14 protein-coding genes are annotated in these 14,635 nt (G+C 69.9%); 7 read left to right on the forward strand and 7 right to left on the reverse strand.

The features are described from left to right. Nucleotides 1-165 precede the first annotated feature (165 nt). Entirely contained in the window at nt 166-357 is a 192-nt protein-coding gene (locus tag BN1197_RS13960; RefSeq protein WP_040160694.1) for a hypothetical protein, read from the reverse strand. 396 nt (nt 358-753) lie between these two features. Between BN1197_RS13960 and BN1197_RS13965 the strand changes: the two genes are divergently transcribed. Genes BN1197_RS13965 through BN1197_RS13980 form a run of 4 tightly spaced genes read left to right on the forward strand, consistent with a single transcriptional unit; the run spans nt 754 to nt 2,765 of the window. Then, the gene (locus BN1197_RS13965; RefSeq protein ID WP_040160696.1) at nt 754-1,056 is read left to right on the forward strand and encodes a DUF4193 domain-containing protein; all 303 of its coding nucleotides are present in this window, start codon (nt 754-756) and stop codon (nt 1,054-1,056) included. A 7-nt stretch (nt 1,057-1,063) separates the two neighbouring features. After that, nucleotides 1,064-1,603 (forward strand): dUTP diphosphatase, encoded by a 540-nt coding sequence (dut, locus tag BN1197_RS13970; protein WP_052466763.1) that lies wholly within the window; start codon nt 1,064-1,066, stop codon nt 1,601-1,603. Between the two features lie 2 nt (nt 1,604-1,605). Next, a complete protein-coding gene (locus tag BN1197_RS13975) occupies nt 1,606-2,373 on the forward strand; it encodes a DUF3710 domain-containing protein (protein WP_040160698.1) in 768 nt (255 codons plus the stop codon). 32 nt (nt 2,374-2,405) lie between these two features. Then, on the forward strand, nt 2,406-2,765 hold the full coding sequence (locus BN1197_RS13980; RefSeq protein WP_040160700.1) for an OB-fold nucleic acid binding domain-containing protein: 360 nt from the start codon (nt 2,406-2,408) through the stop codon (nt 2,763-2,765). A gap of 81 nt (nt 2,766-2,846) precedes the next feature. Here the strand turns inward: BN1197_RS13980 and BN1197_RS13985 are convergent, their stop codons facing one another. After that, complete coding sequence (locus tag BN1197_RS13985; protein WP_040160702.1) at nt 2,847-3,536, reverse strand: potassium channel family protein; 690 nt, start codon at nt 3,534-3,536, stop codon at nt 2,847-2,849. A gap of 32 nt (nt 3,537-3,568) precedes the next feature. Further along, the gene (locus BN1197_RS13990; protein ID WP_040160704.1) at nt 3,569-4,234 is read right to left on the reverse strand and encodes a potassium channel family protein; all 666 of its coding nucleotides are present in this window, start codon (nt 4,232-4,234) and stop codon (nt 3,569-3,571) included. Between the two features lie 70 nt (nt 4,235-4,304). Between BN1197_RS13990 and BN1197_RS13995 the strand changes: the two genes are divergently transcribed. The 3 genes from BN1197_RS13995 to BN1197_RS14005 all read left to right on the forward strand — a co-directional run bounded on the left by BN1197_RS13995 (nt 4,305) and on the right by BN1197_RS14005 (nt 10,688). Continuing rightward, entirely contained in the window at nt 4,305-6,329 is a 2,025-nt protein-coding gene (locus BN1197_RS13995; protein ID WP_040160706.1) for an APC family permease, read from the forward strand. Next, nucleotides 6,326-7,621 carry a class I SAM-dependent RNA methyltransferase gene (locus tag BN1197_RS14000; protein ID WP_040161394.1) on the forward strand — a complete coding sequence of 432 codons (1,296 nt, stop codon included), beginning with the start codon at nt 6,326-6,328 and terminating at the stop codon, nt 7,619-7,621. Before BN1197_RS13995 ends, BN1197_RS14000 begins: the two co-directional genes overlap by 4 nt. A 253-nt stretch (nt 7,622-7,874) precedes the next feature. Beyond that, nucleotides 7,875-10,688, forward strand: a complete 2,814-nt coding sequence (locus tag BN1197_RS14005) for an aconitate hydratase (RefSeq protein ID WP_040160708.1) — start codon at nt 7,875-7,877, stop codon at nt 10,686-10,688. An 87-nt stretch (nt 10,689-10,775) separates the two neighbouring features. Here BN1197_RS14005 and BN1197_RS14010 read toward each other — a convergent pair whose 3' ends face one another. The 4 genes from BN1197_RS14010 to BN1197_RS14025 are packed head-to-tail and all read right to left on the reverse strand — an operon-like array spanning nt 10,776 to nt 14,596. Continuing rightward, complete coding sequence (locus BN1197_RS14010; RefSeq protein WP_040160709.1) at nt 10,776-11,558, reverse strand: iron ABC transporter ATP-binding protein; 783 nt, start codon at nt 11,556-11,558, stop codon at nt 10,776-10,778. Then, nucleotides 11,555-12,571: an iron chelate uptake ABC transporter family permease subunit gene (locus BN1197_RS14015; RefSeq protein WP_245851951.1), complete on the reverse strand. Its 1,017-nt coding sequence runs from the start codon at nt 12,569-12,571 to the stop codon at nt 11,555-11,557. Before BN1197_RS14015 ends, BN1197_RS14010 begins: the two co-directional genes overlap by 4 nt. After that, entirely contained in the window at nt 12,558-13,592 is a 1,035-nt protein-coding gene (locus tag BN1197_RS14020; protein WP_082043923.1) for an ABC transporter permease, read from the reverse strand. Before BN1197_RS14020 ends, BN1197_RS14015 begins: the two co-directional genes overlap by 14 nt. Beyond that, a complete protein-coding gene (locus BN1197_RS14025) occupies nt 13,592-14,596 on the reverse strand; it encodes an ABC transporter substrate-binding protein (protein ID WP_040160712.1) in 1,005 nt (334 codons plus the stop codon). Before BN1197_RS14025 ends, BN1197_RS14020 begins: the two co-directional genes overlap by 1 nt. Nucleotides 14,597-14,635: the final 39 nt, after the last annotated feature.

Genomic DNA, 14,635 nt, shown 5'->3' on the forward strand with positions numbered 1-14,635 from the left:
CCGGGACCAAGGTCCCGGTCGAGAACGCGTGCCGATGCGGTGGCAACACCGAGGCGAACGAAGAGGCGAACGCACGGGCGGGCACCCGGATGATCCGGATGCCCGCCCGTGATGGAGCGATCGTGACCGACCCTCGGGCCGCGCGGCGGCGGCCGCCTCTCGAGGTCAGGCCACCTGCGGCACGAAGGGACGCAGCTGGGGAACGTCGAGGTCGTGGTCGTGGGCCGTGCGGGCCAACGATTCCAGTTCACCGGTGTGAACGTGGACGAGGTGCTGCTCGTCGTTCTCCTCGGCACGCTGCAACGATGCCAGCGCCTCGGTCGCCCGGTGAACGATCTGTGTCTGAAGCTCGGTCATGACCCACCTCCTGCGGGAGTTCTCGGCTGGTCCGCCGGCGGCGCCGGGGACGTGACGGACGGTCGTCCACGATGAGCGTAAACGCTTCTCGGCGTCGTCGAGAATCGCGAGGTGTCCTGTGGATGACGACTCGGTGACATCTCGCGCGAGAGCGTAACGCCGTGCCCGGGGCCGCCCGCCCGCCTCCTGGTCACTCGTCCAGGTGCGCGGGTACCACAGGTGTTCGGGCCCGGGCCACCGAGCCACGAGAAACTCGTCGGGGCGGTGGGTGTGCTCCGGAGCCGCCGATGGTGCAGAATCCCCGGCGTCGGAATCGTTGCGCGTGTCCGTGCGTTGGTCCGATACGGCCCTCGAGCAGGGCCGGCGAAGCAGACACCTTGAGGAGAGACGAGCCGGATGGCCACTGACTACGACGCCCCACGCAAGACCGACGACGACGAGCTCGGTGAGGACTCCATCGAGGAGCTGAAGTCGCGGCGTGTAGACAAGTCGGCCTCCAGCGTCGACGTCGACGAGGCCGAGCAGGCCGAGAGCTTCGAACTGCCGGGCGCCGACCTGTCCGGCGAGGAGTACTCCGTGCGCGTCGTGCCCAAGCAGGCCGACGAGTTCACGTGCTCGCGTTGCTTCCTCGTGCACCACCGCAGCCAGTTGGCCAAGGAGGTCAACGGCCTGCCGGTCTGCAAGGAATGCGCGAGCTGACCCGCCGATGACGCGAGCCGAGCCACCGACGAGCCGACGCGACGACGAGCCGCTGCAGGTGCGCCTGCGGCGGCTCGCGGCGGATCTGCCGATGCCCCGCCGGGCCCATCCGGGTGACGCCGCGGTCGACCTGCACGCGGCGCAGGACGCGACGATCCCACCCGGACGCCGTGTGCTGGTACCGACCGGCATCGCCCTCGAGATTCCCGAGGGGTGGGTGGGGCTCGTGCATCCGCGCTCCGGACTCGCCGCGCGGCACGGCATCACGGTGCTCAACGCACCCGGCACGATCGACGCGGGTTATCGAGGCGAGATCAAGGTCGACCTCGTCAACCTCGATCCCGACGAGACCTTCGACGTCCGCCGCGGCGACCGCATCGCCCAACTGCTGTTCGCCCGGGTGCCGCGAGTGGAGTTCGTCGAGGCCGATGTGCTTTCCGACACCCCCAGGGGTGACACTGGACACGGCGACAGTGGTGGATTCGGCCCGACGACGGGCCGTTCCGCCGTCGAGGGCCCACCGGCCCGCACACGACGCGAGGAGTAGACATGGCCTGGTTCCGCCGCGGCAAGGGCGCGAAGTCGTCACAGGACGACGCCCAGCAGGACGCGCCCACAGCCGAGTCCACCGCACCCGGCGCCGGTGCAGACTCCGGGGCTGGCGCCACCCCGGCCGACACGACCGACGCGTCGGGTGACGGCACACTCGAGTCGCGCCCCGCGCCCGAGCACAGCCCCCGAGATGCGCGTGACGTGACCTCCGACGAGGGCTACCTGCGCCTGGGCGCGATCTGGTTGCCGGCGGTCGAGGGCATGATGCTGACCTTCGAGATGGATCAGAGCCAGAGTCTCGTCACCGCGGTCCAGGTCGTGCGCGGTGACTCGGCCTTGCAGTTGCAGGCCTTCGCCGCCCCCCGCTCGGCGGGTATCTGGGACGAGATCCGCGACGAGATCGCCGAGGGGCTGCGCGCCCAGGGATCGTCGGCCACCGAGGAGACGGGCGAGTTCGGCACCGAGCTCGTCGTCGAGACCGGCAGCGGCGTCATGCGCTTCGTCGGCGTCGACGGCCCGCGCTGGTTCCTCCGCGGTGTCCTCAGCGGCCGGGCCGCGGTCGATCCCGCCGCCGCCGCGCCGCTGCGCGAGCTCTTCACCCACCTCGTCGTCGACCGCGGGGACGAGCCGATGGGTCCGCGCGAGCTGCTGCCGCTGACGTTGCCGAACGACGACTCGGCCTCCGAAACCGATGGCGACCCGGGGCGCAGCGCCTCCGACCTCGATCCCTTCACGCGTGGCCCGGAGATCACCGAGATCCGCTGACCGCTCGTTCGCCGCCCGGAGGGGGAGCCGAGATGGAGTTCGTCGACCGGTTGCGTCACTGGTCCAGCCCCGGCAGCGACGACGCGCAGGAGTTGGAGCAGCGCCGTCACGCGCTCGGCGCGACCTCCATCGCGCAGGCTCCCGACCGGGAGTCGGTCGACGTCGGCGGGGTCGTGCGCTCGCTCACCCACCCGCCGGCGTCGGTCGGTCCCCTCGAACTCGTCGTCTCGCTCTACGACGGCACGGGCGCGCTCGACGTCGTGTGGCTCGGCCGCCGCGCGATCCCGGGGATCCGTCCCGGCGTCCATCTGCGCGTGCAGGGCCGCATCACGTACCGCGCGGGGGTGCGCACGATGTTCAACCCGCGGTACGAGCTCCTTCCCACCGACTGAGGCGACCGAGACGACTGCGGCGGCGGGCACCGTCGCGCGCGTCTCGGCTTGCGACCGGACGACGATCCTCTCGCCGTCGGCTCACTCCTCGTCGTCGTCCTTCGGCTCGGGCGCGTGGGGGTTGAGCAGGCGTTCGAGCTCGTGTTCCCGGTCGGTGGCGGTGACGAGGATGAGTTCGTCGCCCACCTCGAGCACGTCGTCGGTGCTGGGAGCGATGGCCCGCTGTTGGCGCACGAGACACGTGAGCACGGTGTCGGCGGGCCACGGCACGTCGCCCGCCCGGTAGGTCGCCCACGGGCTGCCCTCGGGGAGGGTGAGTTCGACCAGTACCGCCTGCGACTGCTGGAACTCGAAGATCCGCACGAGATCGCCGACGCTCACGGCCTCCTCGATGAGGGCGGTCATGAGACGCGGGGTCGAGACCGCGACGTCGACCCCCCAGGCGGAGTCGAACATCCACTCGTTCTTGGGGTTGTTGACGCGGGCAACCGTGCGGGGCACCCCGAACTCGGTCTTGGCGAGGAGCGACACGACGAGGTTGGCCTTGTCGTCGCCGGTGGCGGCCACGACGACGTCGCAGTTCTCCAGCCCCGCCTCCTCGAGGGAGGTGAGCTCACAGGCGTCGGCGAGCAGCCAGGAGGCATCCGGCACCCGGGAGGACTGCACGTCGGCGGCGTCGCTGTCGATGAGCAGCACCTCGTGACCGCTCGCGATGAGCTCGCGGGCAATGGACCGGCCGACGCTGCCGGCTCCGGCGATGACGACGCGCATGGGTGTCCTTTCGAGTCGGGCGGTTCGGGCCGTCAGTCGCGCTCGGCCGGGGGCTCGAGCAGGACGTTCTCGACGGCGTGCAGGGCCTCGGACTCGCAGATGACGTGGAGCACGTCGAGCTCCTGGAAGACGGTGTCCGGCCCGGGGATGTGGCCCTGGTCGAGCCGGGTGTAATAGGCGATGCGCGCCCCGCTGCGCTGCTCCATCTCGGCCATGCGGTGACCGATCCACTGGGCGTGCGCGGGCACCTCGGCGAGCACGACGCGCCCGGTGGGGTCGGTGTACTGGGGGACGGCGCCGATGGGCAGCAGCCGGCGCATGATGCGATCGGAGGTCCATCGCACGGTGCCGACGGTGGGGATACCGAGACGCTGGAAGACCTCGGCGCGGCCTGGGTCGTAGATGCGGGCGACGACGTTGTCGACGCCGTAGGTCTCGCGGGCGACGCGCGCGGCGAGGATGTTCGAGTTGTCGCCGCTGCTCACCGCCGCGAAGGCGTACGCGTTCTCGATGCCGGAGCGCACGAGGGTGTCGCGGTCGAATCCGACGCCGGTGACGCGTCGGCCCTGGAAGTCGGGGCCGAGGCGGCGGAAGGCGTCCTTGTCGCGGTCGATGACCGCGACGTCGTGGCCGCGGGCCTCGAGGCTGCCGGCGAGGGCGGCCCCCACGCGGCCGCAGCCCATGATGACGAAGTGCACGAGGCCACGCTACGACGACTGCGGCTCACCGGTGCACGCGGATGCGCCCGTCGGGCCTACATTGTTGCCCGTGTCAGATCTGACCCGCGCCCTCAAGCGCCTCGTCGTCGGCCGCGCCATGCGCAGCGACCGCCTGGGGGAGACGCTCCTACCGAAGCGGATCGCGCTCCCGGTCTTCGCGAGCGACGCGTTGTCGTCGGTCGCCTACGCTCCCGACGAGATCTTCCTGACGCTCGCCCTGGCCGGCGGGGCGTTCGCCGCGATGCACTCCTGGCAGATCGGCCTGGGCGTCGTGTTCGTCATGGTCGTCGTCGTGGCCTCCTACCGGCAGAACGTCCACGCCTATCCGTCGGGCGGCGGCGATTACGAGGTCGCGACGGTCAACCTCGGTCCCAAGGCGGGGGTGACGGTCGCGAGTGCGCTGCTCGTCGACTACGTCCTCACCGTGGCGGTGTCGGTGAGCTCGGGCGTGCAGAACGCGGCCGCGGCGATGCCGTTCCTGCGGGGGCACGAGGTGTGGGTGGCGCTCGCACTCGTCGCGCTGCTCACCGCGATGAACCTGCGCGGGGTGCGCGAGTCGGGTTCCGCGTTCGCGGTGCCCACCTACGCGTTCATGATCGGCATCATCGGCATGGCCCTGTGGGGCAACGTGCGTGCGGCGATGGGCACCCTGCCCGAGGCACCGAGCGCCCACTTCGAGCTGCGCCCCGAGCCCGGTTACGAGATGCTCACCGGCATCGCGTTCGTGTTCCTGCTGCTGCGGGCCTTCTCCTCGGGGTGCGCGGCCCTCACCGGCGTCGAGGCCATCAGCAACGGCGTGCCGGCGTTCGAACGTCCCAAGAGCCGCAACGCCGCGACGACGCTGGTGATGATGGGGACGATCTCGGTCGTCATGCTCCTGTCGATCATCGCGCTCGCACGGCGCACCGGCGTGCAGTTCGCCGAGGACCCGGCCACGCAGCTCTTCGAGAACGGCCGGCCGGTGGGCGCGGACTACGTGCAGGAGACGATCATCGGGCAACTCGCCCACACCGTGTTCGACAACTTCCCCCTGGGCGTCGTCGTCATCGCGGTGTGCACGGGCGTCATCCTCATCCTCGCGGCCAACACGGCGTTCAACGGGTTCCCGGTGCTCGCGTCGGTGCTGGCCAAGGACGGGTTCCTGCCCCGCCAGCTCTCCCAGCGGGGAGACCGGCTCGCGTTCAGCAACGGCATCCTCATCCTCGCCGGGTCGGCGATGCTGCTGATCTTCCTGTACGACGCCGAGGTCACCAAGCTCATCCAGCTCTACATCGTCGGGGTGTTCGTCTCGTTCACCCTGAGCCAGATCGGCATGGTGCGGCACTGGAACCGGTACCTCGACGACGTCGTCGACCCGCGTGAGCGCGGTCGGGTGTACCGCTCGCGGGTCATCAACCTGGTGGGTGCCGCGATGTCGGGCACCGTGCTGCTCGTCGTGCTCGCGACCAAGTTCGTGCGCGGCGCCGGCTTCGCGATCGCGGCGATGGTCGTGTTGTTCTTCATCATGCTCGCGATCGACAAGCACTATCGGCGGGTGTCGGAGGAGCTGGAGCTCTCCGCGGACCGGGGCCAGGAGCGAGCGCTGCCCTCGCACGTGCACGCCGTCGTGCTCGTGAGCAAGATCCACAAGCCGACGATGCGGGCCCTCGCCTACGCGCGGGCCTGCCGCCCGTCGGTGCTGGAGGCGCTCACGGTCGCCGTCGAGCCCGATCGCACCGACGACCTCATCGCGGAATGGGACGATCTCGACATCCCCGTGCCGCTCAAGGTCCTCGACTCGCCGTACCGCGAGATCACGCGGCCGGTCGTGGACTACGTCAAGTCGATCCGCCGCTCGAGCCCCCGGGACGTCGTCACCGTCTACGTCCCCGAGTACGTCGTCGGGCACTGGTGGGAGCAGGTGCTGCACAACCAGAGCGCCTTGCGGCTCAAGGCGGCCCTGCTGTTCACTCCCGGGGTGATGGTGGTCAGCGTCCCGTGGCAGTTGCGGTCCTCCGAGGGGGCCGAGGAGTGGTTCACCGGCGGTCGGTCCTCGACCTCGTCGGTCCGCGGGCCGGGACGGGGGCGGCGATGAGCGCAGCGAGGGAGCCCAGGGGCGGTTCGGAATCGCGACGCGGCCGCCCGAAGGAGTCGCTCGTCGGCGCCGAGTCGGAGGTCGACCTCACCGACATCGCGCACGGGGGCCACGCCGTGGGCCGGGTCGAGGGCCAGGTCGTGTTCGTGCGCCACGGCCTGCCGGGTGAGCGGGTGCGGATCGTCGTCACCAAGGGCCGCGAGGGCGACCGGTTCGTCTTCGCCGACGCCGTGGAGGTGCTGCGGGCCTCCGAGCACCGGGTCGAGCCGCGGTGCCCGGTCTCGGGACCGGGAGGGTGCGGGGGTTGCGACTTCCAGCACGTCGCCCTGCCGTACCAGCGCGAGCTCAAGGCGCACGTCGTCGAGACGCAGCTCGCCCGCCTCGCCGGTCTCGATCGGCGGGTCGAGGTGCGGCCCGTCCCCGGCGACGAGGACGGCCTGAGGTGGCGCACGCGAGTCGAGTTCGCCGTGGACGAACAGGGCCGGGCCGGGCTGAGGCCCCAGCGCAGCCACGACGTCATCCCTCTCGCCGACTGCCCCATCGCCACGCCGGGGGTCGTCGGCACGGGCGTGCTCGCCGAGGAGTGGCCGGGCATGCGTGCGGTCGACGTCATCGCACCGTCGGTGGGGGAGGCCGTGCTCGTGCCGATCCCCACCGACGACGAGATCGAGGTGGAGGTCGACGGCGTACCGGCGGCCGAGCAGTTCGTCGTCGAACGCGTCGAGGGTGAGCGCTGGGCCGGCGAGTTCGAGGTCCACGCCCGCGGCTTCTGGCAGGTGCACCCGGGAGCGGCCGCGACCTTCGTCGACCACGTGCTCGACCTGCTCGCGCCGCGCCCGGGGGAGCGTGCGCTCGACCTCTACGCGGGTGTCGGCCTGTTCGCGCGGGCGATCGCCGACGCGGTCGGGCCCGAGGGCGCGGTGCTCGCGGTCGAGGGCGACGAACGGGCGTGCACCTCGCTCGCCGCCGACGCGGCCGACCTCGAACAGCTCGAGGTCCGACACGACGCGGTCGGCACCGCGCTCGCCCCGCTCGTCGAGGGCGGTGACGAGGTCGACCTCGTCGTCCTCGACCCACCCCGGGTCGGAGCCGGGGCGGAGGTCGTCACCGACCTCTGCGCGATGGGCCCGCGCGCGATCGCGTACGTCGCCTGCGACCCCGCCGCCCTCGCCCGCGACCTCGCGACGGCGGCCGAGCACGGGTACGTCGCCACCGACATCACCGGCTTCGACGCGTTCCCCATGACCCATCACGTCGAGACCATCGCCCTGCTCGAGCCCGCACGACGCTGAACGGCGCTGAACGGCGCGCCTGGTGTGCGGTCCGTTCGCGGGCCACGGCCGGCCGCCGCAACCCGACGGCGAGTTCGGCGGCGAACGGCAGGGAACTGCGAGAGGATCGGACGTGTGCCGCACGCGGTCGCGCACGCCCGTGTGGTTGAATAGAGGCAGTTGTCTCGATGTCGAGAGACTTCGCGCTCCGGCGCCGCTCTCGACGAGACACCTGTCACGCATTGCGCGTAGGACTCAACGCGAAGGAGCACAGGTGAGCCAGGACACCTTCAAGGCCAAGAGCACTCTCGCCGTCGGCGGGCGCGAGTACGACATCTTCCGGATCGACAAGGTCGAGGGCAGCCAGACCCTCCCGTACAGCCTCAAGGTCCTCCTCGAGAACCTCCTTCGCACGGAGGACGGCGCCAACATCACCGAGGAGCACATCCGCGCCCTCGGTGGGTGGGACGAGACGGCCGATCCCGACACCGAGATCCAGTTCACGCCCGCGCGCGTCATCATGCAGGACTTCACCGGTGTGCCCTGCATCGTCGACCTCGCGACCATGCGTGAGGCCGCCGCGGAGCTCGGCGGTGACGCCGAGAAGGTCAACCCCCTCTCGCCGGCCGAGCTCGTCATCGACCACTCCGTGCAGATCGACGTCTTCGGCCGCCGCGACGCGTTCGAGAAGAACGTCGAGTACGAATACCAGCGCAACAAGGAGCGCTACCAGTTCCTGCGCTGGGGCCAGGGCGCGTTCGACGACTTCAAGGTCGTCCCCCCGGGCACCGGCATCGTCCACCAGGTCAACATCGAGCACCTCGCCCGCGTCGTCATGTCGCGCGAGCAGGACGGGGTGACCACGGCCTACCCCGACACGTGCATCGGCACCGACTCGCACACGACGATGGAGAACGGCCTCGGTGTGCTCGGCTGGGGCGTCGGCGGCATCGAGGCCGAGGCCGCGATGCTCGGCCAGCCCGTCTCGATGCTCATCCCGCGCGTCGTCGGCTTCAAGCTCACCGGCGAGATCCCCTCGGGCGTCACCGCGACCGACGTCGTGCTCACGATCACCCAGATGCTGCGCAAGCACGGGGTCGTCGGCAAGTTCGTCGAGTTCCACGGCGAGGGCGTCGCCTCGATCCCGCTGGCCAACCGCGCCACGATCGGCAACATGAGCCCGGAGTTCGGCTCCACCTGCGCGATCTTCCCCATCGACGACGTCACCCTGGACTACCTGCGCCTCACCGGCCGCAGCGACGAGCAGGTCGCGCTCGTCGAGGCGTACGCCAAGGAGCAGGGCATGTGGCTCGACCCGAGCGCGCAGATCCGCTTCTCCGAGCAGCTCGAGCTCGACCTGTCCACGGTCGTCCCGAGCATCGCCGGGCCCAAGCGCCCGCAGGACCGCATCCTGCTCTCGGAGTCCAAGGCCCAGTTCGCCGCCGACCTCAAGAACTACGTCATCGACGGCAACGGCATCGACAAGAGCAGCGTCGACACCGAGCTCATGGAGTCCTTCCCGGCCTCCGACGCCCCCTCGCACGACGTGTTCGACGTCTCCGAGGCCGACGGTGCGCCGGTGCTCTCGCCCCCGCTGCGCAAGGGCATCGACCGGGCGACCAACCCCGTCACCGTCACCCGCGACGGCCAGAGCTTCGAGGTCGACCACGGCGACGTCGCGATCGCCTCGATCACGAGCTGCACCAACACGTCCAACCCCTCGGTCATGCTCGCCGCCGGCCTGCTCGCCAAGAACGCCTCCGAGAAGGGGCTCGAGGTCAAGCCGTGGGTCAAGACGTCGATGGCGCCCGGCTCGAAGGTCGTCACCGACTACTACGAGAAGGCGGGTCTCTGGCCGGCGCTGGAGAACCTCGGCTACCACCTCGTCGGCTACGGCTGCACCACGTGCATCGGCAACTCCGGCCCGCTGCCGGAGGACGTCTCCAAGGCCGTCAACGACAACGACCTCGCCGTCGTCTCGGTGCTCTCGGGCAACCGCAACTTCGAGGGTCGCATCAACCCCGACGTCAAGATGAACTACCTGGCGAGCCCGCCGCTGGTCATCGCCTACGCGCTCGCGGGCACGATGGACTTCGACTTCGAGACCGAGGCGCTCGGGCAGGACTCCGAGGGCAACGACGTCTTCCTCAAGGACATCTGGCCCAGCGCCGAGAGCGTTCAGGCGACGATCGACTCCTCGATCAACCGCGACATGTTCGTCGAGCAGTACGCCGACGTGTTCGCCGGTGACGAGCGGTGGAAGACCCTCGACACCCCGTCGGGCAACACGTTCGAGTGGGATGCTCAGTCGACGTACGTGCGCAAGCCCCCGTACTTCGAGGGCATGTCGATGGAGCTCACGCCGGTAGAGGACATCTCGGGTGCGCGTGTGCTGGCCAAGCTGGGTGACTCGGTGACCACCGACCACATCAGCCCGGCGGGCTCGATCAAGGCCGACAGCCCCGCCGGAAAGTACCTCGCCGAGCACGGCGTCGACCGCAAGGACTTCAACTCCTACGGGTCGCGCCGCGGCAACCACGAGGTCATGGTGCGTGGCACGTTCGCCAACATCCGCCTGAAGAACCAGCTCCTCGACGGCGTCGAGGGCGGGTTCACGCGCGACTTCACCAACGGCGGTGAGCAGAGCAGCATCTACGACGCCGCGATGAACTACGCGGAGGCCGGCACCCCGCTCATCGTCCTCGCGGGCAAGGAGTACGGCTCCGGCTCCTCGCGCGACTGGGCCGCCAAGGGCACCCGACTGCTCGGGGTCAAGGCCGTCATCGCCGAGAGCTACGAGCGCATCCACCGCTCCAACCTCATCGGGATGGGCGTCCTGCCGCTGCAGTTCCCCGAGGGTGAGAACGCCGACTCCCTCGGCCTCGACGGCACCGAGACCTTCGACATCTCGGGAATCGAGAAGCTCAACTCCGAGAAGGTCAAGAGCGTGCACGTCACCGCCACGAAGGACGGCGGCGAGACGGTCGAGTTCGACGCGGCCGTGCGTATCGACACCCCCGGAGAGCGCGAGTACTACCTCAACGACGGCATCCTGCAGTACGTGTTGCGGTCGCTGGTCGGCCGGTGACGCACTGACGCGACGCACCGACGCGGCCCCGGGACTCCTCACGGAGTCCCGGGGCCGCTTGCTCACCCGCCGGGCCCGGCACGGCTCTCAGGCGACGACCGACAGGGGCACACCGGTGTGGTGCATCGCGACGAGTTGACCGTCGATCTCGTGCACGTCGATGTGCAGCCCGAAGACGTCGGCCAGGGTCGCCGAGGTCATGATCTCGGCAGGGCCCCCGTCGGCGACGATGCGCCCGTCGCGCAGGGCGATGATCCGGTCGGAGTACGCCGCGGCGACGTTGATGTCGTGGACGACCATGACGACGGTCTTGCCGAGTTCGTCCGCTGCGCGCCGCACCAGCCGCATCATGTTGGCGGCGTGCGCCAGATCGAGATTGTTCAGCGGCTCGTCGAGCAGCAGGTAGTCGGTGTCCTGGGCGATCGTCATCGCGACGAAGGCGCGCTGACGTTGACCACCGGACAACTGGTCGAGGAACCGATCGCGGAAGGGCACGAGGTCGAGGAACTCCAGCGCACGCTGGACGTGCTCGCGGTCCTGCAGGGTGGCGCGGCCGCCGGTGTGGGGGAAGCGTCCGAACGTGACGAGCTCCTCGACGCGCAGGCGGGCCGTGAGGTGGTTCTCCTGCCGCAGGATCGCGAGGGTGCGGGCCAGTTCCCGGCGGGAGGCGTTGGCGACGTCCAGCCCGCCGACCTCGATGCGGCCCGAGGTGGGCTGCAACAGGCGACCGATGATCGTCAGCAGCGTCGACTTGCCTGCGCCGTTCGAACCGACGAGCGAGGTGACACCGCCGGCGCGGATCTCGCCCGAGACGGGGCCGAGAACGGTGAGGTCGCCGTAGGTCTTGGTGACGTCGTCGAAGCGGATCACAGGCTTCTCCTTCGAAGCAGGAGGTACAGGAAGCAGATGCCGCCGACGAACTCGATGATCGTCGTGAGGAACCCGGCGGCGTAGAACACGTGCTGGAGCAGGAATTGGCCGCCGGCGAGGGCGATCACGCCCAGGGCGGTGGCCATCGGTACGACGGCGGCGTGGCGGTAGGTGCCGGTCAGCTGGTAGGCCAGGGTGGCGATGACGAAGCCGAAGAACGTGAGCGGTCCGACGAGTGCCGTCGAGAACGAGACGAGGACCGCGATGAGGACGAGAGCCGCGGTCATCTCTCGCCGATGGTCGATCCCGATGCCGAGGGCGGCGTCCCGTCCGAGGAGCAACGCGTCGAGGATGTGACGCCGGCGCCAGGCGACGACCCCGGCGACGAGGCAGACGGCGAAGGCGAGCGGCAGGTAGCTCGCGTCGACGTCGGTGATGCGGCCGAACAGCTCCACGGACAGCAGGTCGTAGTCGGTCGGGTGGAGAAGGCGTTCGAGGAACGTCGAAGCACTGCGAAACGCCATGCCGATGACGACGCCGACCAGCAGCAGCACGTGCATGCTGCCGAACGTCCCCGAGAACAGCCACCGGTAGAGGAGCACCGCGAAGAGCACCATCACCGCCGTCTGCGCGAGCAGCATGGGGATGCCCTCGAGTTCGGTGAGGACGAGACCGCCGAACAGGGTGACGAGCACCGTCTGCAACAGCACGAACAGGCTGTCGAACCCCATGATCGACGGGGTCAGGATGCGGTTGTCGGTCACCGTGTGGAACAGCACCGTCGCCAGCGCCTGCGTGAACGCCGCGACGAGGATCGCGCCGGCCGTGGGAAAGCGCAGCGAGAAGGCGAACTCCACCGGTCCGACGACGAAGGCGAACAGGTAGGCCGACAGGGCGGCCACGGCGAGGGACCACGCGATGAGGATCCGCAGCCACGGGCGGGCTGCGCGGTCGCGGCGGTCCAGGGGAGCGCGCACCAGCGGCCTGGTGGCGGTCGTCTCAGGCGCTGACACGAGAGCGGCTCCTCACGACGATGGCGACGAAGACGACGGCGCCGACGACCCCGAGGATCACCGACGCCGGGATCTCCATCGGGGCGACGATCGTGCGGCCCACGAGGTCGCAGATCAGCAGGAGGACGGTGCCGGTGAGGGCAACCCAGGGCAGGTTCCGACGCAGGTCGTCACCGAGGAGCATCGACACGAGGTTGGGGACGACGAGCCCGAGGAAGGGGATGAAGCCCACGACGACCGACGTGATGCCGGTGGCGAGGGCCACCAGGGCGGTGCCGAGGAGGACGACCGCGTGGTAGTTCACGCCCAGGTTGGTCGAGGTCTCCTCACCGAGACCGGCGACGGTGAACCGGTCGGCCGCGATCCACGCGGCGAGGGTGATGGCGGCCACGGCCCAGAGGGGCTCGTAGAAGCCCTCGACGATGGAGCTGAAGCCACCCGATCGCCACGCCGACATCGACTGGAGCAGGTCGAACCGCCCGGCGAGGAACGTCGAGATCGCCCCTACGACGGCGCCGAGCATGATGCCCGCGAGCGGGACGACGATGGAGTTGCGAACGGCGATGCGCCGCAGGATCGCGAGGAAGACCATCGTGCCGACGAACGCGCAGATGCTCGCGAGGACCATCCGTGCCATCACCGGCGCGGCCGGCCAGAGGATGAGGGTGAGCAGGATCCCGAGACCGGCCCAGTCGCTGGTGCCGGCGGTCGTGGGTTCGACGAACCGGTTCTGCGTGATCATCTGCATGATGACGCCCGAGACACTCATGGCGGTCGCCGCGAAGATGAGGGCGAGGGTGCGGGGGATGCGTGAGATGAGGAACATCCGCGCCTGATCCTGGTCGTGCAGCAACTCGGTGACGCGGATGTCGTAACCGCCGACGAACAGGGACGCGAGGGTGAGCACGACGGCCGCGACGCACAGCGCGGCGAGCAGCAATGGGACGTGCGCCCGCCGGGGACGGCCGAGAGCGGCCGGGGACGAATCCGGCCGCTCTCGGATGGTGGTGCCGGTGGTCATCAGGAGGTGGCGCCCGCGGATACCCCGAGGGCGTCGGCGATCTTGGTGTAGGCGTCGGTGTAGGCCTGGATGCCCTCGGTGACGTAGAAGTTGTCGGCGAGGTAGACGATCGCGTCGTTCTTCATGAACGTCGTGTCGCTCCAGGCCTTCTGGGCGGCCACGGTCTGGCTCGCCGGGGTGGCGGTGTCACGGGTGGAGGAGACGGCCGCGTCGCGATCCATGACGATCATGAGGTCGGGGTTCTTCTGTGCGACGGTCTCGGGCGCGAGGCCGGAGTCCTGGTGGACCGACTCGTTGTTCGCCGCGGTGCCGAAGACGTCGGTGACCTTCAACGGCTGCAGGAGCACGCCGATGCGGCCGGCGCCGTTGTCGATCTTGCCGCCGTTGTGGTTGGCCAGGAACGCGGTCTGTCCGTTGCTCTTCTCGGCTGCGGCGGCGACGGCCGCGTCGAGGTCGGCCACGAGCTTGTTCGCCTCGGCCTGCTTGCCGAAGATCTCGCCGAGGGTGCGGGTCTGCTTCTTCAGGGCGTCGACGTAGCCGGCCTTCTCGGTGCTGGGGGCCAGGTCGATCACCGGCGCGACCTTCTGCAGGTTCGCCGTGACCTTCTGGAACCGCTTGCCGCCGACGATGAGGTCCGGCTGCGCCTGGGCGACGACCTCCAGCTTTGGCTCGCGGTGGGTGCCGACGTCGAGGATGTCGCCGTCGTCCGCCCACTCCTTGAGGTTCTCGGGCAGGAGCTGCTTGGGGGCGGCGACGGGGGTGATGCCGAAGGCCTTGAGGGTCTCGAACGAGGAGTTGTCGAGGGCGACGACGCGCTGGGGGTCGGTGGGGACCTCGACCTTGCCGTTGTTCGCCTCGACCGTGATCGTGGCGGGGCGGGCCGACGGCGACTGGGCGGCGCGGGCGGCCTGCTCCGTCCCGCCCCCACCTGAAGCGGCCGAACCACAGCCGGCGAGAGTGAGGGCGAGGGCCGTGGAGAGCACGGCAGGGGCGACGCGACGCATCGAGGACTCCTATCAGGGAAATTAGGGGTGCCTTACTGA

It is taken from the genome of Mobilicoccus massiliensis (genome assembly GCF_000826525.2).
In the GTDB taxonomy this organism is placed as follows: domain Bacteria; phylum Actinomycetota; class Actinomycetes; order Actinomycetales; family Dermatophilaceae; genus Mobilicoccus; species Mobilicoccus massiliensis.

Excerpts from the sequence above, each read along its gene's own strand:
- BN1197_RS13960 (WP_040160694.1), bottom strand. The coding sequence starts at position 357 with ATGACCGAGCTTCAGACACAGATCGTTCACCGGGCGACCGAGGCGCTG.
- BN1197_RS13965 (WP_040160696.1), top strand. The coding sequence starts at position 754 with ATGGCCACTGACTACGACGCCCCACGCAAGACCGACGACGACGAGCTC.
- dut (WP_052466763.1), top strand. The coding sequence starts at position 1,064 with ATGACGCGAGCCGAGCCACCGACGAGCCGACGCGACGACGAGCCGCTG.
- BN1197_RS13975 (WP_040160698.1), top strand. The coding sequence starts at position 1,606 with ATGGCCTGGTTCCGCCGCGGCAAGGGCGCGAAGTCGTCACAGGACGAC.
- BN1197_RS13980 (WP_040160700.1), top strand. The coding sequence starts at position 2,406 with ATGGAGTTCGTCGACCGGTTGCGTCACTGGTCCAGCCCCGGCAGCGAC.
- BN1197_RS13985 (WP_040160702.1), bottom strand. The coding sequence starts at position 3,536 with ATGCGCGTCGTCATCGCCGGAGCCGGCAGCGTCGGCCGGTCCATTGCC.
- BN1197_RS14000 (WP_040161394.1), top strand. The coding sequence starts at position 6,326 with ATGAGCGCAGCGAGGGAGCCCAGGGGCGGTTCGGAATCGCGACGCGGC.
- BN1197_RS14020 (WP_082043923.1), bottom strand. The coding sequence starts at position 13,592 with ATGACCACCGGCACCACCATCCGAGAGCGGCCGGATTCGTCCCCGGCC.
- BN1197_RS14025 (WP_040160712.1), bottom strand. The coding sequence starts at position 14,596 with ATGCGTCGCGTCGCCCCTGCCGTGCTCTCCACGGCCCTCGCCCTCACT.